At 43.2% G+C, this 18,665-nt stretch carries 12 protein-coding genes and 1 pseudogene; 10 read left to right on the top strand and 3 right to left on the bottom strand.

The features are described 5' to 3' along the window. The first annotated feature begins 78 nt into the window (after window positions 1–78). The 3 genes and pseudogenes from BTO10_RS14725 to BTO10_RS14715 all read left to right on the top strand — a co-directional run. The gene (locus BTO10_RS14725; protein WP_105025019.1) at window positions 79–1,074 is read left to right on the top strand and encodes an acetyltransferase; all 996 of its coding nucleotides are present in this window, start codon (window positions 79–81) and stop codon (window positions 1,072–1,074) included. 452 nt (window positions 1,075–1,526) lie between these two features. Continuing rightward, entirely contained in the window at window positions 1,527–3,716 is a 2,190-nt protein-coding gene (locus BTO10_RS14720; RefSeq protein WP_105025018.1) for an immunoglobulin-like domain-containing protein, read from the top strand. A gap of 246 nt (window positions 3,717–3,962) precedes the next feature. Further along, a pseudogene (locus tag BTO10_RS14715) lies at window positions 3,963–4,878 on the top strand (LysR family transcriptional regulator); the annotation flags it as partial. A gap of 8 nt (window positions 4,879–4,886) precedes the next feature. On the opposite strand, the gene BTO10_RS14710 reads toward BTO10_RS14715, so the two are convergent. Continuing rightward, on the bottom strand, window positions 4,887–5,405 hold the full coding sequence (locus BTO10_RS14710) for a hypothetical protein (protein ID WP_258100155.1): 519 nt from the start codon (window positions 5,403–5,405) through the stop codon (window positions 4,887–4,889). A 187-nt stretch (window positions 5,406–5,592) separates the two neighbouring features. On the opposite strand from BTO10_RS14710, the gene BTO10_RS14705 reads away from it, so the two are divergent. Next, on the top strand, window positions 5,593–6,051 hold the full coding sequence (locus BTO10_RS14705) for a GNAT family N-acetyltransferase (RefSeq protein ID WP_105025017.1): 459 nt from the start codon (window positions 5,593–5,595) through the stop codon (window positions 6,049–6,051). Between the two features lie 449 nt (window positions 6,052–6,500). Here the strand turns inward: BTO10_RS14705 and BTO10_RS14695 are convergent, their stop codons facing one another. Then, a complete protein-coding gene (locus BTO10_RS14695; RefSeq protein WP_105025016.1) occupies window positions 6,501–8,219 on the bottom strand; it encodes a S8 family peptidase in 1,719 nt (572 codons plus the stop codon). 415 nt (window positions 8,220–8,634) lie between these two features. Next, the gene (locus BTO10_RS14690) at window positions 8,635–9,987 is read right to left on the bottom strand and encodes a sphingomyelin phosphodiesterase (protein WP_105025015.1); all 1,353 of its coding nucleotides are present in this window, start codon (window positions 9,985–9,987) and stop codon (window positions 8,635–8,637) included. Window positions 9,988–10,173: 186 nt separating this feature from the next. Between BTO10_RS14690 and BTO10_RS14685 the strand changes: the two genes are divergently transcribed. From BTO10_RS14685 to BTO10_RS14660, 6 genes are all read left to right on the top strand, one after another. Beyond that, window positions 10,174–10,770 (top strand): LysE/ArgO family amino acid transporter, encoded by a 597-nt coding sequence (locus BTO10_RS14685; RefSeq protein ID WP_105025014.1) that lies wholly within the window; start codon window positions 10,174–10,176, stop codon window positions 10,768–10,770. Window positions 10,771–10,880: 110 nt separating this feature from the next. After that, on the top strand, window positions 10,881–11,537 hold the full coding sequence (locus BTO10_RS14680) for a glutathione S-transferase family protein (RefSeq protein ID WP_105025013.1): 657 nt from the start codon (window positions 10,881–10,883) through the stop codon (window positions 11,535–11,537). A gap of 472 nt (window positions 11,538–12,009) precedes the next feature. Beyond that, a complete protein-coding gene (locus tag BTO10_RS14675; protein ID WP_105025012.1) occupies window positions 12,010–12,591 on the top strand; it encodes a porin family protein in 582 nt (193 codons plus the stop codon). A 188-nt stretch (window positions 12,592–12,779) separates the two neighbouring features. Then, window positions 12,780–14,033: an exonuclease subunit SbcD gene (sbcD, locus tag BTO10_RS14670; RefSeq protein WP_105025011.1), complete on the top strand. Its 1,254-nt coding sequence runs from the start codon at window positions 12,780–12,782 to the stop codon at window positions 14,031–14,033. Between the two features lie 5 nt (window positions 14,034–14,038). Beyond that, the gene (locus BTO10_RS14665) at window positions 14,039–17,755 is read left to right on the top strand and encodes an AAA family ATPase (RefSeq protein WP_105025010.1); all 3,717 of its coding nucleotides are present in this window, start codon (window positions 14,039–14,041) and stop codon (window positions 17,753–17,755) included. 306 nt (window positions 17,756–18,061) lie between these two features. Continuing rightward, the gene (locus BTO10_RS14660) at window positions 18,062–18,199 is read left to right on the top strand and encodes a DUF2256 domain-containing protein (RefSeq protein WP_105025009.1); all 138 of its coding nucleotides are present in this window, start codon (window positions 18,062–18,064) and stop codon (window positions 18,197–18,199) included. The last annotated feature ends 466 nt before the right edge of the window (window positions 18,200–18,665 follow it).

Here is an 18,665-nt window from a genome sequence, read left to right as displayed (position 1 = left end):
CTTAGTTATACCTTCACGATACGATCTGTACACATTGCTTTATCGTGAATGGCTGAATCTCACGGGAAGAGGAACAAAATGCATTACGACGTATTCAACGGAGATGCAGATGGCATCATCGCATTGCTTCAACTACGCCTACATGAGCCTAAAGAGAGCACTTTAATCACGGGGGTGAAACGCGATATCAAGCTGGTCTCGCAGGCTGTTACCCAGCTAGCGGAACAGAATCCCCAAAGTGATGTTACATCGGTGACTGTTTTAGACGTGTCGATGGAGAAAAATCTACCCGCATTACAATCACTGCTTGCTGATGAGATTACTATCTTTTACTGCGACCACCATCGTACAGGGGACATCCCCAAGTCTGAGTACCTTGAGACTCTGATTAATACAGCACCGGAGTGTTGCACAAGTCTTTTGATCAACCAAAAACTCAAGGGAGAATATGTAGCGTGGGCAATCGCAGCAGCGTTTGGTGATAATTTAAAAGCGGTGGCTGCACGATTAGCGCTAACAAATGGATTTGACCAACCTCAAACTGAATTTTTGGAAGAGCTAGGCACGCTAATCAACTATAACGGCTATGGCGCGTCATTGAGTGATCTGCACTTTTCACCGACTGAGCTTTACCAAGCGCTTTATCAATATCCGAACCCATTCGATCTCTTGGATGATAAAGATTCCGTGTTTTATCAACTTCGCATCGCTTATCAAACTGACAACCAACAATTATCAAACCTTACTCCGATCTATGAGAGTGAAGTCGCGCGCGTGTTCGAATTGCCTGCAGAGACTTGGGCTAGACGAATCAGTGGCGTGTTTAGCAATGAAATAGTGAATCAAGACCCAGATCGAGCACAAGCGGTGTTAACAAAAAACACTGATGGCCAGTCTTATACTGTGAGTCTAAGAGCGCCTTTATCAAACAGAGTTGGTGCAGATGAAATTTGTTCGAGTTTTGATACTGGGGGCGGAAGGAGGGCCGCTGCAGGAATAAATTCGCTTAAAGAAATAGATAAGCTGAGTCTGATTGAACGAATAGAGAACTATTATTCAGACCATTCGAAATAATCATGATGTTATATTTATTTGATTTATTAGTGTAGAGGTTTATATGTGGGATTTAATTGGGCTTGTACGTCCAATTAATCCATTTGCAAGTTTTGGTGATATCACTCGCAAAATAAAAAAGTTATAAATATCATAAGCTTTAGAGCTTTTATTCAGTTCGGTTGACGATCTTACCCTCGTATATAATGCTTAATTTTCTTCGTGAATTAACGCTGTTTAATATATTTATATGGTCAATATAAACTGCTAAAAATGAGCTTGTTTCGCATTTTAATTTGAATGAAAAGTCAAAATTATATTGATTCTAATATTCAATCTGTGACTTAAAATCACAAGTTAAATCAAAGGTCGTTATTTCCTATAAATTCCAATACTTCTCTATAAATATTCATGATTAAAATGAATTGGTTCGGTTGTGATTGGCACAGCTGTTAAGTAAGGAAGTGGGACTAATGTTGAAACGTAAAGCTCTACAATTAGCAGTATCAGTCGGCATGGCGGCCATGTCGGGCGCGGTTTATGCAAATGGATCTGACATGACGAATCCAGATTCAGGAGTCGTGGTAGGTTATTGGCACAACTGGTGTGATGGCGGCGGTTATCAAGGTGGTAATGCACCTTGTGTGACATTGGATGAAGTGAACCCGATGTACAACATCGTGAATGTATCATTCATGAAAGTGTACGATGTAGCGGATGGTCGAATCCCAACTTTTAAACTGGACCCAACGGTTGGGCTCTCAGAAGAACAATTTATTGACCAAATCTCAGAACTCAACAAGCAAGGTCGCTCTGTACTATTGGCTTTGGGTGGTGCAGATGCACACGTAGAGCTAGAAACCGGTGATGAAAGAGCCTTTGCTGATGAGATCATTCGTCTTACGGAGCGCTATGGCTTTGATGGTCTAGATATCGACCTAGAACAAGCGGCCGTTACTGCTGCAAACAACCAAACCGTTATTCCAGATGCGCTGAAGCTAGTGAAAGATCACTATCGTGCAGAAGGTAAAAACTTCCTTATTACAATGGCACCTGAGTTCCCGTACCTAACGACGGGTGGTAAGTATGTTCCTTACATCGATAACTTGGAAGGTTACTACGATTGGATCAACCCGCAGTTTTATAACCAAGGTGGCGACGGCATCTGGGTTGACGGTGTAGGCTGGATTGCTCAAAACAACGATGAGCTAAAAGAAGAGTTCATTTACTACATCTCTGACTCTCTAATCAACGGTACTCGTGGTTTCCATAAGATCCCGCACGATAAGCTTGTGTTTGGTATCCCTTCGAGTATTGACGCAGCAGCAACCGGTTTTGTGAAAGAGCCACAAGACCTATACGACGCGTTCGATAGTTTAACTGCTCAAGGTCAGCCTTTACGCGGTGTAATGACGTGGTCTATCAACTGGGATATGGGTACTAACAAAGCTGGGCAAGCGTACAACGAACAATTCATTAAAGACTACGGTCCATTTGTTCACGGCCAAGTGACACCGCCACCAGTTGAAGGTGAGCCTGTGTTGAAAGGTGTTGAGAATACACGTGTTCTCCACGGCACTGTTTTTGATCCAATGGAAGGCGTGAAAGCAACAGATAAAGAAGATGGTGATTTAACTTCATCAATTGATGTTGAAGGTTATGTCGAGACCAGTGTTATTGGAACTTATGTGCTGACTTACCGCGTGAAAGACAGTGACAACAATGAAACAACCAAGGCAAGAACGGTAGAAGTTTACAGCCAAAAACCTGTTTTCGACGGCGTGTCGGATACTACTGTAGTGCTTGGTAATTCATTCGACCCAATGGCGGGTGTTACAGCAAATGATGCTGAAGACGGTGACCTAACAAGTTCAATTACACACACTGGCAGTGTCGATGTGAATGAGATAGGTAATTACACGCTTGTTTATCGAGTAACAGATAGTGCAAATCAAACGGTAACTGCTGAACGAAAAGTAACTGTGACTGACGGTTCTAACTGCGCAGCAGCATGGGATGCTAATACCGTTTATGTCGAAGGTGACCAAGTATCTCATGATGGAGCAACTTGGGTGGCGGGTTGGTACACTCGTGGTGAAGAGCCGGGAACAACAGGTGAGTGGGGCGTTTGGAAGAAAGCGTCAGACAGTTCATGTGGTGGCAACCCTGGTCCAGGTGGTGACGTAGAACTGAGCGTGTCTGGTCTGCAGTCTGAATACACTCTAGATAATGGCGATGTACGTATTCAGTTCACATTGGCGTCGAATGAAGCGCTTGATGTAATCGCAAAGGTGGTTAATAGCGCGGGCTCTGTGGTTGAACAGACCAATGTCAACCTAACTGATAGCCGCACGGTTACGATGGATCTGTATGATGTTACAGAGGGTCAGTACAAGCTTGAAGTGGTTGGAACTGCGACAGATGGCGAAGTGGTGGTGGTGGATAACTCGTTCTCAGTAAAAGAAGAGGGTGGAACAACACCTCCTCCAGGTGACTACCCTCCGTATGAAGCCGGAACGAACTACGAAGCGAGCGATATCGTAGTAGGCAGAGATAATGGCTTATACGAATGTAAACCTTGGCCTTACACGGCGTGGTGTGCAAGTGCTTCGTACGCACCTGGCGATAGCCAATACTGGCAAGATGCGTGGATTAAACTTTAATCCTATAAAGCAAATGGGCAACTAAACGTAGTTCTAAAGTGAATGAAGGGAGAGGCTATATGCCTCTCTTTTTTATTGGTGATACAGCACGATCATTCATCCAGGCTTAATAGATATTACTTACCTAGCTAAAGACGTCAGTTAATTTTGCTTAAGATCAAAATAAGAGTGATTATCAATTGTATTACTTGGTGTGTAATAGCACTATTTGACTTCTGAATTTTCAAATTTGTGAATACTTAAATAATGAATCTTGCGCAAGTCGATCTCAACCTATTAGTTATCCTCAAACACCTTCTCGAAGAAAAGCATGTCTCAAACACAGCCTTAGCGTTGGACATGAGTCAACCTACGGTCAGTCGCTCGCTTCAAAAACTACGTACCGTGTTTAACGATGATCTGTTGGTAAGGGCGGCTTATGGCTACGAGCTCACACCAAAAGCAGAAGCCATTAAGCAAGATCTAAACTCAGTGCTTACACGTTTAGAGAAGTTAGTTCATGGTGATGTTTTTGAACCACAGACGAGTGATAGCACTGTACGTTTTTTCGGTTTGGTGCCACAGGTTTCGCACTTATTACCTAAAAGTAGTCGCAGAGATCCGCAAACAAGCACCAAATATGGTCGTTGATATCGATTCTATTCCTAAGCGTCATTTCGAGCCCTTGCAGTCCGGTGACGCACACTTTGTGTTATCGACTCATGAGCCGCTAAGTTCAGAGCAAAACCTGTATCGAATGTTCTTGATTAGCCGTGATTATCGTCTGTTAATGAGCAAGGACCATCCGTTGGCTGATAAAGAGATCACGGTTGATGACTTGTTGAATAGCCAGCTTGGGCAGATTTCACTCCAAGGCGATAAGAAGCTTTCGATTGAAAATAGATTCAAAGAGCTCGGCTTGATCGATAAGCAGCGTCAGCTATCGATTCCGATTCAATTGTCTAATTTCAATATTGCAGCGGATATAGCAGAGACGACAGACATCATTTTTCACCTACCGACGCCTTTCGCATCCCAAGCTGCAAAAAAGCGGAACTTGGTCTGTAAAAGGGCACCCAAGGCAATAAGAAGTGCGTCAGAAGATGTGTATTTGTATTGGCATAAACGTTTTCATAACGACCCAATGTGTCGTTGGATACGCGAATTGTTCAAAGAGTTGTACACCTTAAATCATAGTAACCGGATAGGTCGGTATAGAGCGCGTTGGCGGACATGTTTGCCTGCAGCATTTGCTGAAAAAATTGGGGTGGCGCATAGTAAACTAGAACTTGAAAATAACAAGAAAATCTTAATCTCTTGATGTTTACGTTCAGAGGCAACCACAGATGTGATATCGATGATCATGACTCGAAGAGCAGGGCGGTCATTGGGTTTAATGACGTGCGCTAGGCTAAATAGGGATAGAGTTCGCCCATTAATAGGTACATCCTTATACAGTTTTCCTTTCTGAAGCTGACCTTTAATGGCTGTGAGGTAACGTTCACGAAGAGCGCCGTGGTAACTCTCTGGTACCATGGAATAAACGAAGTCGACACTCTTTAATAGCGACTCTCGGTCATCGTAACCAAATAGGGTTGCGATATTATCGTCGACATCAATGATCTGATGATCCTGGAGGGTAATGTATCCTTGATCAGAATCGAAGTTCTGGCAAGGTAGGGCTGTCGTTAAGTCTAGTTGGATACTCATGTCAGTCTGATCAAATAATCTCTACCGTAAAATGGTGCTTTGCATTAATTTGGGTATATCGCTGATAGACACGGTAAATGCAGCGAGACTCTACATGCAAAGTATGATATTCATCATTTAACTACACTAGCGTAATTTTACTGAATGGAAAACGGATTAAAATTTTATTAAGGATAATTAAAGCGTTATGAAAATAAAAATTGATGATTTGTCAGGCGGAGAGGTAATTCGGCTATTAGAAGAGCACTTAGCGGACATGTATGCAACGTCGCCACCAGAAAGCGTTCATGCACTCGATCTTGATGCTTTGAGATCACCAGAGATTACTTTTTTCAGTGCATGGAAAGACCGTCAATTATTGGGTTGCGTGGCTATTAAAGAGTTGGATTCCCAACATGCTGAGCTTAAGTCGATGCGAACTTCTCAGTTTGCTCGTAATACAGGAGTGGCGAGTCAACTTTTGCAGCATGTTCTAGACACCGCTTCTTCGCGCCAATATCAGAGGATCAGTTTGGAAACAGGTTCCGAGGAGTACTTCAAGCCTGCGCGTAATTTGTACGAGAAATTTGGCTTTGGATACTGTGAACCCTTTGCGGATTATGAATTAGACCCTTATAGCCAGTTCATGAGTATCGAATTACGCTAAATATGGTCTAGTAGAATTACACCGTATAAAGAGATTCCCTATCACGTTCGTCCCTCACTGTAGGGAATGACGAGTGCTAAACTCGTGCTCTTTTCTCTTGTCATTCCAGAACCGAGGGACGAGGTGTCTGGAATCTCTTACGGCACAGCGAGACTCCTTGTTGCGTTCGTTCTTCACAGTAGGGAATGACGAATACAGCGTTCACGTTATTTCCGTTCGTTACCCTAGAAGGGAGGGGCGAGGTGTCTGGAGTGTATTACCGCAAAACGAGATTCCCTATCACGGTCGTTCCTCACAGTAGGGAGTGACGAATACAACATTCATGCTATTTCCTCCCGTCATTCCAGAATCGATGAACGAGGTATCTGGAATCTCTTTTGCTGCAATAAAAAACAAAAAGGTTGCTCTGAGCAACCTTTTTTCTTAATGAATCAATAGCTATGAAAGCGTTAGCGTGTTTCTAACTCTGTAAATATCGCTTCAGCGTCAACTACACTTCCGGAAATCGATAGGGTGTTGAAAGGCACTAAATCCGTCGGGCTAGAAGGCTTTTTAACAAGCAATTCTGGGTAGACTTTTGATTCGTTCATTAATAGCGATTTCAGCTCTTTCACTGATAGATCTGGGTAACGAGACCATACTAATGCCGCGATACCGGAAACTACAGGTGCTGCCATGCTAGTACCACTTTTTGAACCGTAAGTGTTGCCTGGTGTGGTTGATAAGATGCGATATCCCGGAGCAAATACATCGACTGATTCTTGACCGAAGTTGCTGAAGCTTGCGACTAAGCGTTGATCTGCGTATTTTGCAGATGCACCTACATCTAACCATGTTGAGATAGGCTTTGAACGGTAGTGCTTAGCGTAGCGGTTTGGAAAGCTTGGTTTGATGTCGTTGTCGTTACGGCTATTACCCGCAGAGTGAACAATCAGCACACCTTTACGAGCGGCATAGCGGAATGCATGGTCAACAATGTACTTGCGAGGTGAGTAGCTTTTTCCGAAACTCATGTTAATGATCTTTGCACCATTATCGACAGCGTAACGAACAGCGTTGGCAATGTCTTTGTCTCGCTCATCCCCATTTGGCACCATACGCACTGCCATTATCTGAGCATGGTCCGCAACACCATCGATACCAATAAAGTTGCCGCGTTCAGCAGCGATGATACCAGCTACGTGAGTGCCGTGAGAGCCAACAGGCCCCTTAACATCGTTGTTACCGTAACCTTTTTCCCAAGGGTTATTGATGTCATCTAGGACAATGTCGCGACGAGTATCGAGCTCAAGATTTAAATGGAAGTCTAAAGAGTCTTGATAGCGACTACGACGAGATTCCAAGTATTCAAAGGAGTACCAAGATTCAAATAGGCTAAGTAGGCCTTGCGCCGCTGCAACAACGCTAGCGTTTTCGTTATCTAATAACGTTTTTAAACCATTAGTCGAAAAGTCTTTCTGATCAACGTATTGAAGAATCTCTTGTTTGTATTCGTTGGCTTGGTCAATCGCGGTAGTGACACGATTTAACGCATCTTGGTCGTCTTTTAAAGAGGAGAGATAGTCGGACTCAACGCCTTCATAGTACTTACGCTTTTTGCGTGGAATCCAATGTCCATTTTCTTTAAGCTTCAGGTACTTCTTGTATTCTCGTGTAACCTCTAATGTATCTTGATCAACGTTGATCCCTAAAGAATTTCCGAGAAAGTTCCATCCGTGAATATCATCGATGTAACCATTGCCATCATCATCGATACCGTTATCTGGGATCTCGCCTTTGTTGGTCCAAAGTTTGTTTTTAAGGTCTTCATGTTCCACATCAACGCCAGAATCAAGAACAGCCACGATCACTGGCTCTGGCTTTAGTGGTGGCATAAGGTAGTCATATACCACGTCAGAACCTACGCCTTGAAGTCTTGTGTAGCTTGCAGATAGATTGAACCAATCGCCGCGCTGTGAATCAGCAGAGCTCATCATTCTCATCGAGAAGAAGGATGGTTGGATGGGGTCTTTAGAGTAATCCTCAACAATCGTACCTTTTACGTCTTGTATGAAAGGTGAATTGACAATCTGAGGTGAAAAGCTGTCTTCTTTAACTGTTGTAGCGGTGGCGTGTGCGGAAGCAATAATAGCTAAAGCGAGAGTAGTAAGTCTGTATCCGTGTTTCATCTGTGTAGCATCCTTATAATTATACGGCCAAAACTGTTTTTTAAACGCAATGCTTAACACGTTTTGCCAGTTTTGTGAGCGGGAAATACCCGTTCAAAAAGCAGCCCAAAGGTAATATGCAATTAGACTTCTATCATTCATTTGGTCAATGAAATGGTATTGAGATCCCACTGTGCGCGATTTTTAAGCTTTAAAGTTTGAGCTGAATTCTATTAACAAATTCAACATTTATAAAATGCACGCCGCAGGTTAAACTGCTTAAAAATCAATTGATTAATTTGTTATTTATAAGATGAGAAGGTTTTCATTGAGCCAGTGAAAGGAGAGGATAAGGAGCTCGATCTTCTTATTGAAAGAACAGAACGAGCATCCCAAGTGTGTTTTGTTAGTTCAAACTTATGGTTGTTTTAGAACGTTACTCATTTGGACTAAATACAAAGTTAGCATCAATAGCAAAATGGTCGGATAAGTGCCAACTTCCCCAAGTCTCTGAGTTTAGTCTTTGGTTGAGTTTTACCGTATTTGTATTATTTACTGCTCGTCTGTGCACTCTACTTACAAAAACGTAATCCAGATACTCTACATCGGCACCACCTGAATACTTATATGCGGCGTACGGGTTAATTGTCGGATCAAAGGTTGCACGGGTGTAGCCTCTGAACTCTGGAGGATCAACATCTAACGTAGCAAGCATCAAAAGGTATTCCAAGAAGTCACTATTTTTGTCGATGTTGAAGTCTCCAGCATAGATCACCGCTTCGTTAGCAGGAATGTCTTTGGTCAACATAAAGGTTCGCATTAGACCGAGTTGTAGGCGCCTTAGACGCTTAGCTGAAGGTGTGTTGAAAGAGGCAAGGTGTGTATTGAAAATGTGGTATATCTCGCCATCCTTGTTTATCTTGGTATATACAACGCCTTTGTCTGCGTAGCAGTCAGTGCCTGTACAGTGTTCGAAGACGATACTATCGGTGTCGATGATTGGATGTCGGCTAAATGTCACCACACCGCCATCGTACAGCGCATTACTGTTACCACCAACCACCTCTGTTCTGTATGGATATTCGTCCGCTAACTTATTGAATAGAATGTCTCTATCGCTAGAAAAAGCTTCTTGCAAAGTGAGTACATCAAATCCAGAAAGGCTATGGCTCATGATACTTGCTCGGCCTGCAATATTGGAAGACACAGAAGGGAGCAACCATAAGTTGTATGATGCAACGTTGAGGATGTTTGGTTCATATTCTGTGTCATTGATTGTATGTTCAGACACAACATATTCAACGTCGTCAAAACCCGATGTGTATACCGCTTTAACGCCGAACTCAGAGTGATATCCATCTTGATTATATCGATGAAGAATGTACGGGTTGTAGTCAGTCATTAAGCCTTGACCTTTATACCCATAAGACAACGTCGAGCCTGAACCATGACCAACCAACTTAAGTTGAGCGACTGGTTCTTGCGGTTTAACTTCCCATGTTCCCTTATCGCTCAATCGTGATATCGTCAGAAAGTAATTGTATGTAGCGCCATTTACTATCCCATAATATCGATTAAAATCAGCCACTTTAGCTTTTTGATACGGCCAAATTACTAAGTCATTTTCTGTTAACCTGTATTGGTAACCATTACTGACTGGCGCACTGGACTCTACTGAAAAGTTTATCAATATGGGTTTCTCAGTGCGGTTTATATAATAAAGTGATGTTGCGTATGCATGGCTCGCTATTACCCAAAGTATCAATGTTAAACACAGCTTTTTAATCATGTTTCTTCCTTTGATTACATTCCTAAAATCGAAGTCAGAAAGTAGCTCTGATATGCATGTAGTTGCAATTTGAATGTGTTGCTTTTGTGCTATGTAACGGATATGTGATCGTATTGTAAATTTTATGAAAAAATACACCATTTTATAGTAACTTATGATTATCCAACCTATTTCGAAGTGCTTTTAATGACGACTTACTTTGCCGGTTTCTCCCTCGGACTTTCGCTGATCCTTGCGATAGGTTCTCAAAATGCTTTTGTACTCAAGCAAGGCTTAAAGAACCAACATGTTTTTGTCATTTGTACTGTGTGTGCTGTCTCTGATGCGTTGCTGATTAGTTTTGGCGTCACAGGCTTCGGAGCTATTGTTCAGCAGTTTCCTCAAATCGAACTGATTGCTCGTTATGGTGGGGCAATGTTTTTGGGCGTGTATTCATTTTTAAGTTTCCGCTCGGCATTCACTGAAAATCATGCGCTAGAAGCGAATGCGCAAGCCAATGATTCACTAATCAAAGCTGTAGCCATGTGTTTAGCTTTTACTTGGTTAAACCCACACGTCTATCTGGATACCGTGGTGTTATTAGGCTCTATTTCTACTCAATATCAACCTAATCAGATGTTATTTGGAGCCGGAGCGGTGTCGGCTTCTTTTGTGTTCTTCTTTTCTCTTGGCTTTGGTGCGCGTTTCTTGGCTCCGATGTTTAAGAACCCGCGAGCCTGGAAGGTATTGGAACTTGTTGTGGGTGTAATAATGGCATCTATAGCAATTTCTTTAATCGTTTAAGTGGCTACATTTCTTAATTTTTAGAAAAATGGAATAATAGTTCGTCTTTTGTTGATGACGCTCGTCTTAGGGATGTAAATACAAATTAACTACCTGATACGGAGTCAACAATGATTAAACTGATTAGCTTTAAAAACTGCCCATTTGTTCAACGTGTAATGGGGGCTCTAGTTATGAAAAAAGTGCCGTTTGAAATCGAATACATTGAGCTTAACAACAAGCCACAATGGTTTTTGGATATTTCTCCAAATGGTCAAGTACCTGTGCTAGTGACGGAAGATGACACCGTATTATTTGAATCTGATGCGATTGTTGAATACCTTGACGATAAATATGCACCTATTGAAGAGGTAACTGCTGAGCAAAAAGCATTGGATCGAGCTTGGTCTTATCAAGCGAGCAAACATTACATGCCACAATGCGGAACGATGGGAAGTAAAGACAAAGATACGTTTGATACGCGCTTGGCAAATCTTCAAAAAGCGTTTCTTAAAGCTGAAAATAAATTAGGCGATACACAGTTCTTTAAAGGAAATTACATTTCAAATGTCGATATCGCTTGGCTACCACTATTACACCGCGCATCAGTGATAAAAGAACGTTCAGGTTTTGATATGTTAGAAGGTTTTCCTAAAGTGCAAGCGTGGCAGAGCGCTTTGATTAAGTCGGGCTTAACGGAGAAAACGGTACCTCAAGATTTTGTCGAAAAGTTTAGTGGCTTCTATTTAACGAATACCTATTTGGCAAGCCTTGCTGAAGCTCATTAATATTGCACTCACTATTTTAAATATATTTTAATAGTGTCTCGTTCTGAATGATTTGAAAGGATAAATTAAAGCTCACTCTATTAATAAATAGCGTGAGCTTTTTTGTTTTCCAGAAAGGGGAGTATTAAGTAATAGCTAGAATATACCAACCACTCTATATGATTGATTGTTCTATAACTAACTGTTTTATAGCTATTTATTTAATGCTGATACTGTGATTCTTACTCATCTTTACGCTTTTGCTCTATTTTGTCTCATAAATAAGACTCTATAAGATTTATGAATTATTCGCTTGGTGAATGAGAGTTGTCGTGATAATTTCCCAATCACTTCGCAAATGAACAGTGTTTTATTGTTTATTAGAAGTCGCTTGAATAATTTATTTTAAACAGTATCGCAACCGTTGGAATAGTGTCGGAAACCTATTAATAGTTGATGAACGGTACTGTGGAACAAAAAAAAGGGTATTTTAATGCTTAGAACAACATTTTTATTGGGCCTAGTTGGCTTGGTTTCGCTTCCTACATCTGCTGCGGGTATTGAGGGTGGTCCATACATTGGTGCAGGCCTTGGTGTTCATCAGGATTCGGACACAGATGGTGGTGCCAACTTAGACGCTGAAAGCATGGGATACAGCCTTTATGGTGGTTATCAATTCAACCGTATTGTAGGCATCGAACTAGGCTACACGGATTACGCTGAATACGGAAAATATAGTTTTAAGCTTCTTTCACCAACATCACTTTCGGTTGCAGCAAATGTAGGTTACACATTCGATAACTCAATCCGTCCATTTGTATTGGCAGGCTTTAGCTACGTTGATCTAAATTCAAGTAATGGTGCTTTTTATGGCGATGATTCAGGTGCAGGTTTCCGCTTCGGTGTTGGTGTGGAATATACGCCAGTAGAGAACCTAACGCTTCGCCTAATTTCTCAAGCGGACGCCGTGAATATTGAGACTTATACATATAGCATCAACGGCAACAAACTGCGTACAAGCAGCCGAGATGTCGCATTTAGTACAGTAACTCTGGGTGCTTCTTACAATTTCTAATGCATGTTGATATCTGAAATTGTTTATAGTTGATACGAAAGCCGCTCTGATTATGAGCGGCTTTTTTTGTAGCTATAACCCATGATGCGTTCATGCGTAAAATTAGTTGCTTTTCACAAGCTTATGAAAGGGAATTGTATGGGCGATTTTGGTAGATTATAGGTATTACCGACTTCCAGTGAGCAGCAATGAAGATTCTTCACACATCCGATTGGCACCTTGGCCAAAACTTCTACAATAAAAGCCGTAAGAATGAACATGAACGTTTCTTACAATGGTTACTTGAGCAAGTTACTGAACATGACATCGATGCGATCATCGTTGCTGGTGACATTTTCGATACCAGTACGCCACCAAGTTACGCTCGTGAGATGTATAATAAGTTTGTCGTCGATTCGAACAAGATTGGCTGTCAATTGGTACTGCTAGGCGGAAACCACGATTCCGTTTCGGTTCTGAAAGAGACCCAACAGCTGCTTAAATACATGGGAGCCGACGTCATCCCAAATACCAACGAAGATCATGCGACTCAGGTTGTTGAACTCAAGGGCAAAAAGGGCGATGTAGAAGCGCTTGTGTGTGCTATTCCTTTTATCCGTCCACGTGATGTGCTGACCAGTCAAGCTGGTGTATCTGGCGTAGAGCGGCAAAAGCAGCTTGGCGATGCAATCAAGCAGCATTACCAAAGTGTTTATGAGGCGGCAGTCGCTAAGCGTGCTACTTATGAAAACCATGAGCACATGCCAATCATCGCTACGGGACACCTTACTGCAATGGGCGTGCAACAGTCAGATTCTGTACGTGATATTTACGTTGGTAACCTAGATGGCTTTGCTGCGGATGGTTTCCCAGATGCTGACTACATTGCTCTTGGTCATATTCACCGCCCGCAAGTGGTGGCTAAGCGTGAATACATTCGTTATTCCGGTTCTCCAATCCCACTGAGCTTTGATGAGCTTAAATCTCAGAAGCAGGTGTGCGTGGTTGAGTTTTCTGAAGGCGAACGAACCATTTCTCAATTAGCCGTTCCAACTTTCCAGCCGTTAGCCGAAATTAAAGGCGACTTGAGCGAGATAGAGTCTCAGCTGAATCAATACATTGGTTTGGATGGCGAACAAAGCGTGTGGTTGTCGATAGAGGTTCAGGCTCAAGATTACCTATCTGATCTACAAGAACGTATGCGTGCATTGACTGAAGGCTTGAATGTGGAAGTACTTCAACTGCGCCGTGCAAGAGAGCGTCGCAACCAAGCGTTGGAGCAAGAATCAGCAGAAACTCTGTCTGAACTGAGCCCAATGGACGTGTTTACCAAGCGCATTGCTTTAGAAGAGTTCGAAACTGAGTCTGAAAAAGCCCGCTTAGAGCGAATGACGGTGAAGTTTAAGCAAGTCATGGTCGAAGTGTCTGAAAGCGCTCAAGCAACAAACAAAGTAGAAGAGTAACGAGTATGAAGATTTTAAGCCTAGAATTTGAAAACCTGAACTCTTTGAAAGGGCGTTGGAAGCTCGATTTCACCCAATCACCGTTTGCAGAAAATGGTCTGTTTGCAATCACGGGCCCAACAGGTGCGGGTAAAACGACTATTCTGGATGCAATTTGTTTAGCGCTATTCCACCGAACGCCTCGTTTGAAAAGCATAGCTAAAGGCAATAACGAGCTGATGACTCGCGGTACTGGTGAGTGTTTCGCTGAGCTTGAATTTGAAGTGCAGGGCAAAACTTACCGTTCTAACTTCCACCAAAAGCGAGCGCGCGGTAAGCACGATGGTGCTCTGCAAACACCAACATGTGAATTTGCTGATGCAGACACTGATAAAGTATTAGAGACCATGTTAACCAAGAAGACCAAGTTGGTTGAGCAGGTGACAGGTCTCGATTTCTCTCGCTTTACTAAGTCGATCATGCTTTCTCAAGGCGAATTTGCTGCCTTCTTAAATGCTAACGCGAATGATCGTGCCGAATTGTTGGAAGAACTTACAGGTACTGAAGTTTATAGCCTGATTTCAGAACGTATTTACGATCACTTCAAGTCGAGTGAAGAGTCGCTTAATCACCTGAAAGCAAAAGCTGAGGGTGTGAGTTTACTGTCTGATGAGCAAATTCAAGAGCTGACAACAGAGCGTGAGACGTTAGAAGCTGAACAGAAACGTTTAGCAGAACAACTAAAAGAGTGGCAAGCTCACCTTAGCTGGTGGAAAGACGTGACCAAAGCGCAGCATACTGTTGCGACCAGTGAACAAGACCTAAAAACAGCGCAAAGCGATTTAGAGCAAAACCAACCATTTTTGTTACGTTTGGCAAACAGCGAGCCGGCTGAGAAATTGCGACCTCTGCACAAAGACTTAAAACGCTGTGAACATGAGCTCAACCTTACGCAAATTAACCTAGATAACAGTTCTAAGTTGCTCGCGGTGCGCGAGACCGAGAAGTTAGACGCCCAAGCCAAGCTGACTAAAAGTAGCGAATCGGTTGAAAAAGTTAAAGCCGAGCAACAGGATCAAGAAAAGGTCATTGAGCAAGTCCGCCCACTCGACAACCAAATATCGGTACTCAAAGACAAGCAAACCTCGGCGGTTAACGCCGCAAATACGTTGAATGAACAACACGCACAGCAACGTAATCAACAGCTTATGTTGGTGCAACAGATTGACGAGTTGAAACAGCAAGAAAAGCTAAGTGCTGGCTATCTAGAGGCGCATCAGGCGGACCAACACCTCGAAAAGCACTTAGGTCAGTGGCAAGCCAAAGTTGAGCAAGTGCGTACGTTAGAGTCGCAGCATTCGCAACAACTCAATCTAGCGAAGCAAACCTATACGGCGCTAGAAGCTCAACAAGTTGTGATTAAAAACGCACAGCAAACCAAAGCATCGCAAGATCAAGCTCTAGCTGAATTGGTGCTGGCCGAGAACAATACCAAGCAGCAATGGGAAGCGCTACAGGCGAACACCAGTGAAACAACATTACTTGCTCAAAAAGAGATTTTGGAGTTTTGGAATCGTAACACCCACTCGTTGTTTGAAATCAATCGTGGTTTTTTAAACGCACAGCAACAGCTTGGCGTCAAAACACAAGCCCACCAAACTAACATTCAGCAGGCTGACAAGCTATCGAAAGAGCGTGAAGTACTCGTTGAACGATATAAAGAGAAAGAGACATCACTTGAGCGCTTAACCTTGTTAATCGCGCAAGAGGGAGAGCTAGCTAAGTACCGTGCGAAGTTGGAGTTTGGCTCTGAATGTCCGCTGTGTGGTTCTACTGAACATACGGTTGAGCAGTCGCAAGATATTGCGAACTTGATTGCTCAGCAAGAGCGAGAAAAACATGAGTTAGCGGTCATTAAGAAAGATGGTCAAGAGCATCGTCAACAGTTGGATTCTCTTGCTCCTATGATCACAGCACTAAGTGATGATATTCAACGTGCACAAGCGGATATCCAGCAAGCTCAACTTAATTGGCAATCTGTAATAGGTAAGCTTCAACAGAGTTTGTCTGACGTTACGGCTGTGACTCTGGAGTTAACACCACTTTCTGTGGCTGACCTGGGGAATGAACTTGCGGTGACGACTTTTGTTGAGCAATGTGAGCTTCACTTAAATCAAACTCAGCAGCAGCTAAAAGTCTTAGTAGATGCTAAAAACAGCTACGCCGAAGCTGAAAAACAACGTTTATCAGCGAGCGTTATGGCTGATAAAGCGCAAGCTAATCTTGTGTTAGCGGAGGAGCGTCTCAACGACCTCAAGAAGCAAAACCAAACTGCGAATGATCAAGCAAGTCAAACCGCGCAAGCTAGAGAGCAACAATGGCACTCACTCAAAGAGAGCATTGTGGAAACCTCGATCGAGGCTCCTGAGCTCGATCACATTGACGCTTGGTTTGCTGAAAAACTGCAAGCCTCAAACACATGGTTGCAAACCAAACAGCAACAGGCTGAGCTAGAGAAGCGCTTGATTACCCAATGTGCTGAACAAAAAACACTGGATGACAAACTCAGCAGTGCACAAAAAGAGCTGGATGCGTTAAGCAAAGAAAGCGAATTGTTAACAGCGGAGTTGGCTCGTATTGGTGGTGAAAGAGCGCAGTTGTTTGGTGAGCAAGACATTCAAGTAGCAAGCCAAGCAATGAAGCAAAAGGTAACAGACGCAGTTACAGCGTTTGACGCGGCTCAGCTGGTACTTAACTGCTGCGAATTGGAACATCGAACCGAACAAACGAAACATACCGGTTTTTCTGATGAGTTAACCACGAAGCAAACAAGCCACACGCAAGCGACCAATGCTTGGGTTGAAGCTTTGCAAGCGAGCCCATTTGAAGGGGAGGTTGATTTTGAAGCTGCACTGCTCGATGAAGAGGTACACACTCAATTACAAAACCTTAAGAAGTCTTTGGGTGAAGCAATTGTCGGCGCACAAGCAAGGCTGAATACGGCAAAAGCAGCGCAAGTGGAGCTACAAAACCACGAAAATGCGCAAACATGGCAAGAACAAAATCAACAGCAAGTGGAGCAGGCGACAGCTGACTGCCAAGAAGCTCAGCAAAATCATGCGAGTAAAATTGGCGCAATTTCTGCCTACCTTGAAACGGATCGTCAGAACCGAAGTAACCAGCAAGATTTGTTTAAGCAGATCTCTGAACAACAAGTCGAGTTCGATGATATCTCGCGCTTGAACTCGCTGATTGGCTCTAAGAATGGCGACAAATTCCGTAAGTTTGCTCAAGGTCTAACACTGGAAAACTTGGTGTACCTGGCAAACAAGCAATTACAGCGTTTGCATGGTCGCTATGAATTAAAACGCAAAGCCGACGATGGCTTAGAGCTACAGGTACTCGATACCTGGCAGGGGGATGTAATGCGCGACACCAAAACTCTGTCTGGTGGTGAAAGCTTCTTGGTGAGTTTGGCGTTGGCATTGGCGCTATCTGATCTTGTGAGTTACAAAACCAGTATTGATTCTCTCTTCTTAGATGAAGGCTTTGGCACGCTTGATAGTGACACGCTAGACATCGCATTGAACGCACTCGATAACTTGAATGCATCAGGCAAAATGATTGGTGTCATCAGCCACGTTGAAGCTTTAAAAGAGCGTGTGCCTGTTCAGTTGAAAGTAACCAAGCACGCAGGCCTTGGCGTTAGCGAGATGGAAAAGCAGTACAAAGTGGTTGCTTAATATCTCGAGATTGGTCGTCTGACATCAAAAGCCCAGCGTGTTGAGTTGAAATGGTTTCAGCTTCAACAAGAGCAGATCCCCAGCTCAGTCGTTCCTCCTTCTTGGGGATGAAGGAGTGGGGCTCTCAGTTTTATGCCAATGGATGGAAGATATGGTCGGGTGATAGAGAGTTCCGACCATTATTTGAAGTCGGGCAAGCTAGCTTGGGTATGACAACTACCGTCATTCCGTATAGCGAGGAACGAGCTTAATAGGGAATCTCTCTGTTAGAACTTCAATTGATAGGCCAAAACACAAGGAACATTCATGCACAAAAAGCTACACTTACCTACAAAGACATGCCCTGTGTGTCAAAAGCCATTCGCATGGCGCAAGAAGTGGGAGCGCTGCTGGGATGAAGTCGTGTATTGCTCTGAGCGTTGTCGCCGGAACAAACCTAAGTAAAGCTAGACTGTAGCAACGCTAGATTTTTCTGGCGAAGACTTCGTCATTCCATACAGCGAGGAGCGAGCGTGACTGGGAATCTTACTAACGTTTTGCGAATGTCTTAATGAGATTCCCGACTCAGTCGTTCCTCCCTCTCGGGAATGACGGTGAGGGTTATGAGTTACTCGTTGAATGAATACTGATTCCCCCCAGTAGGTTGCGAGTGAGGCTCATATTCTGAATAAAGGTAATGGTAACTTTGTTGGCGTAACCTTTGTCATTTCCTAAATCGAGGTACGAGCGTGATAGGGAGTCTCACTAACGTTTAGCGCATGTCTTAATGAGATTAGCAACTCAGTCGTTCTTCTTTCTCGGGAATGACGGTGAGGGTTATGAGTTCCTCATTGAATGGATACTGATTCCCCACAGTAGGTTGCGAGTGAGGCTCATATTCTGAATAAGGGTAATGGTAACTTTGTTTGTG

It is taken from the genome of Vibrio chagasii (genome assembly GCF_002954585.1).
In the GTDB taxonomy this organism is placed as follows: Bacteria; Pseudomonadota; Gammaproteobacteria; order Enterobacterales; family Vibrionaceae; genus Vibrio; species Vibrio chagasii_A.
Note: the sequence above shows the minus strand (reverse complement) of the source record. Positions and strands in the feature narration are given on the sequence as shown.

What these genes read in the sequence shown, in the direction of transcription:
- BTO10_RS14725 (WP_105025019.1), top strand. Translation starts at nt 79, where the DNA reads ATGCATTACGACGTATTCAACGGAGATGCAGATGGCATCATCGCATTG.
- BTO10_RS14720 (WP_105025018.1), top strand. Translation starts at nt 1,527, where the DNA reads ATGTTGAAACGTAAAGCTCTACAATTAGCAGTATCAGTCGGCATGGCG.
- BTO10_RS14710 (WP_258100155.1), bottom strand. Translation starts at nt 5,405, where the DNA reads ATGAGTATCCAACTAGACTTAACGACAGCCCTACCTTGCCAGAACTTC.
- BTO10_RS14705 (WP_105025017.1), top strand. Translation starts at nt 5,593, where the DNA reads ATGAAAATAAAAATTGATGATTTGTCAGGCGGAGAGGTAATTCGGCTA.
- BTO10_RS14695 (WP_105025016.1), bottom strand. Translation starts at nt 8,219, where the DNA reads ATGAAACACGGATACAGACTTACTACTCTCGCTTTAGCTATTATTGCT.
- BTO10_RS14690 (WP_105025015.1), bottom strand. Translation starts at nt 9,987, where the DNA reads ATGATTAAAAAGCTGTGTTTAACATTGATACTTTGGGTAATAGCGAGC.
- BTO10_RS14685 (WP_105025014.1), top strand. Translation starts at nt 10,174, where the DNA reads ATGACGACTTACTTTGCCGGTTTCTCCCTCGGACTTTCGCTGATCCTT.
- BTO10_RS14680 (WP_105025013.1), top strand. Translation starts at nt 10,881, where the DNA reads ATGATTAAACTGATTAGCTTTAAAAACTGCCCATTTGTTCAACGTGTA.
- BTO10_RS14675 (WP_105025012.1), top strand. Translation starts at nt 12,010, where the DNA reads ATGCTTAGAACAACATTTTTATTGGGCCTAGTTGGCTTGGTTTCGCTT.
- sbcD (WP_105025011.1), top strand. Translation starts at nt 12,780, where the DNA reads ATGAAGATTCTTCACACATCCGATTGGCACCTTGGCCAAAACTTCTAC.
- BTO10_RS14665 (WP_105025010.1), top strand. Translation starts at nt 14,039, where the DNA reads ATGAAGATTTTAAGCCTAGAATTTGAAAACCTGAACTCTTTGAAAGGG.
- BTO10_RS14660 (WP_105025009.1), top strand. Translation starts at nt 18,062, where the DNA reads ATGCACAAAAAGCTACACTTACCTACAAAGACATGCCCTGTGTGTCAA.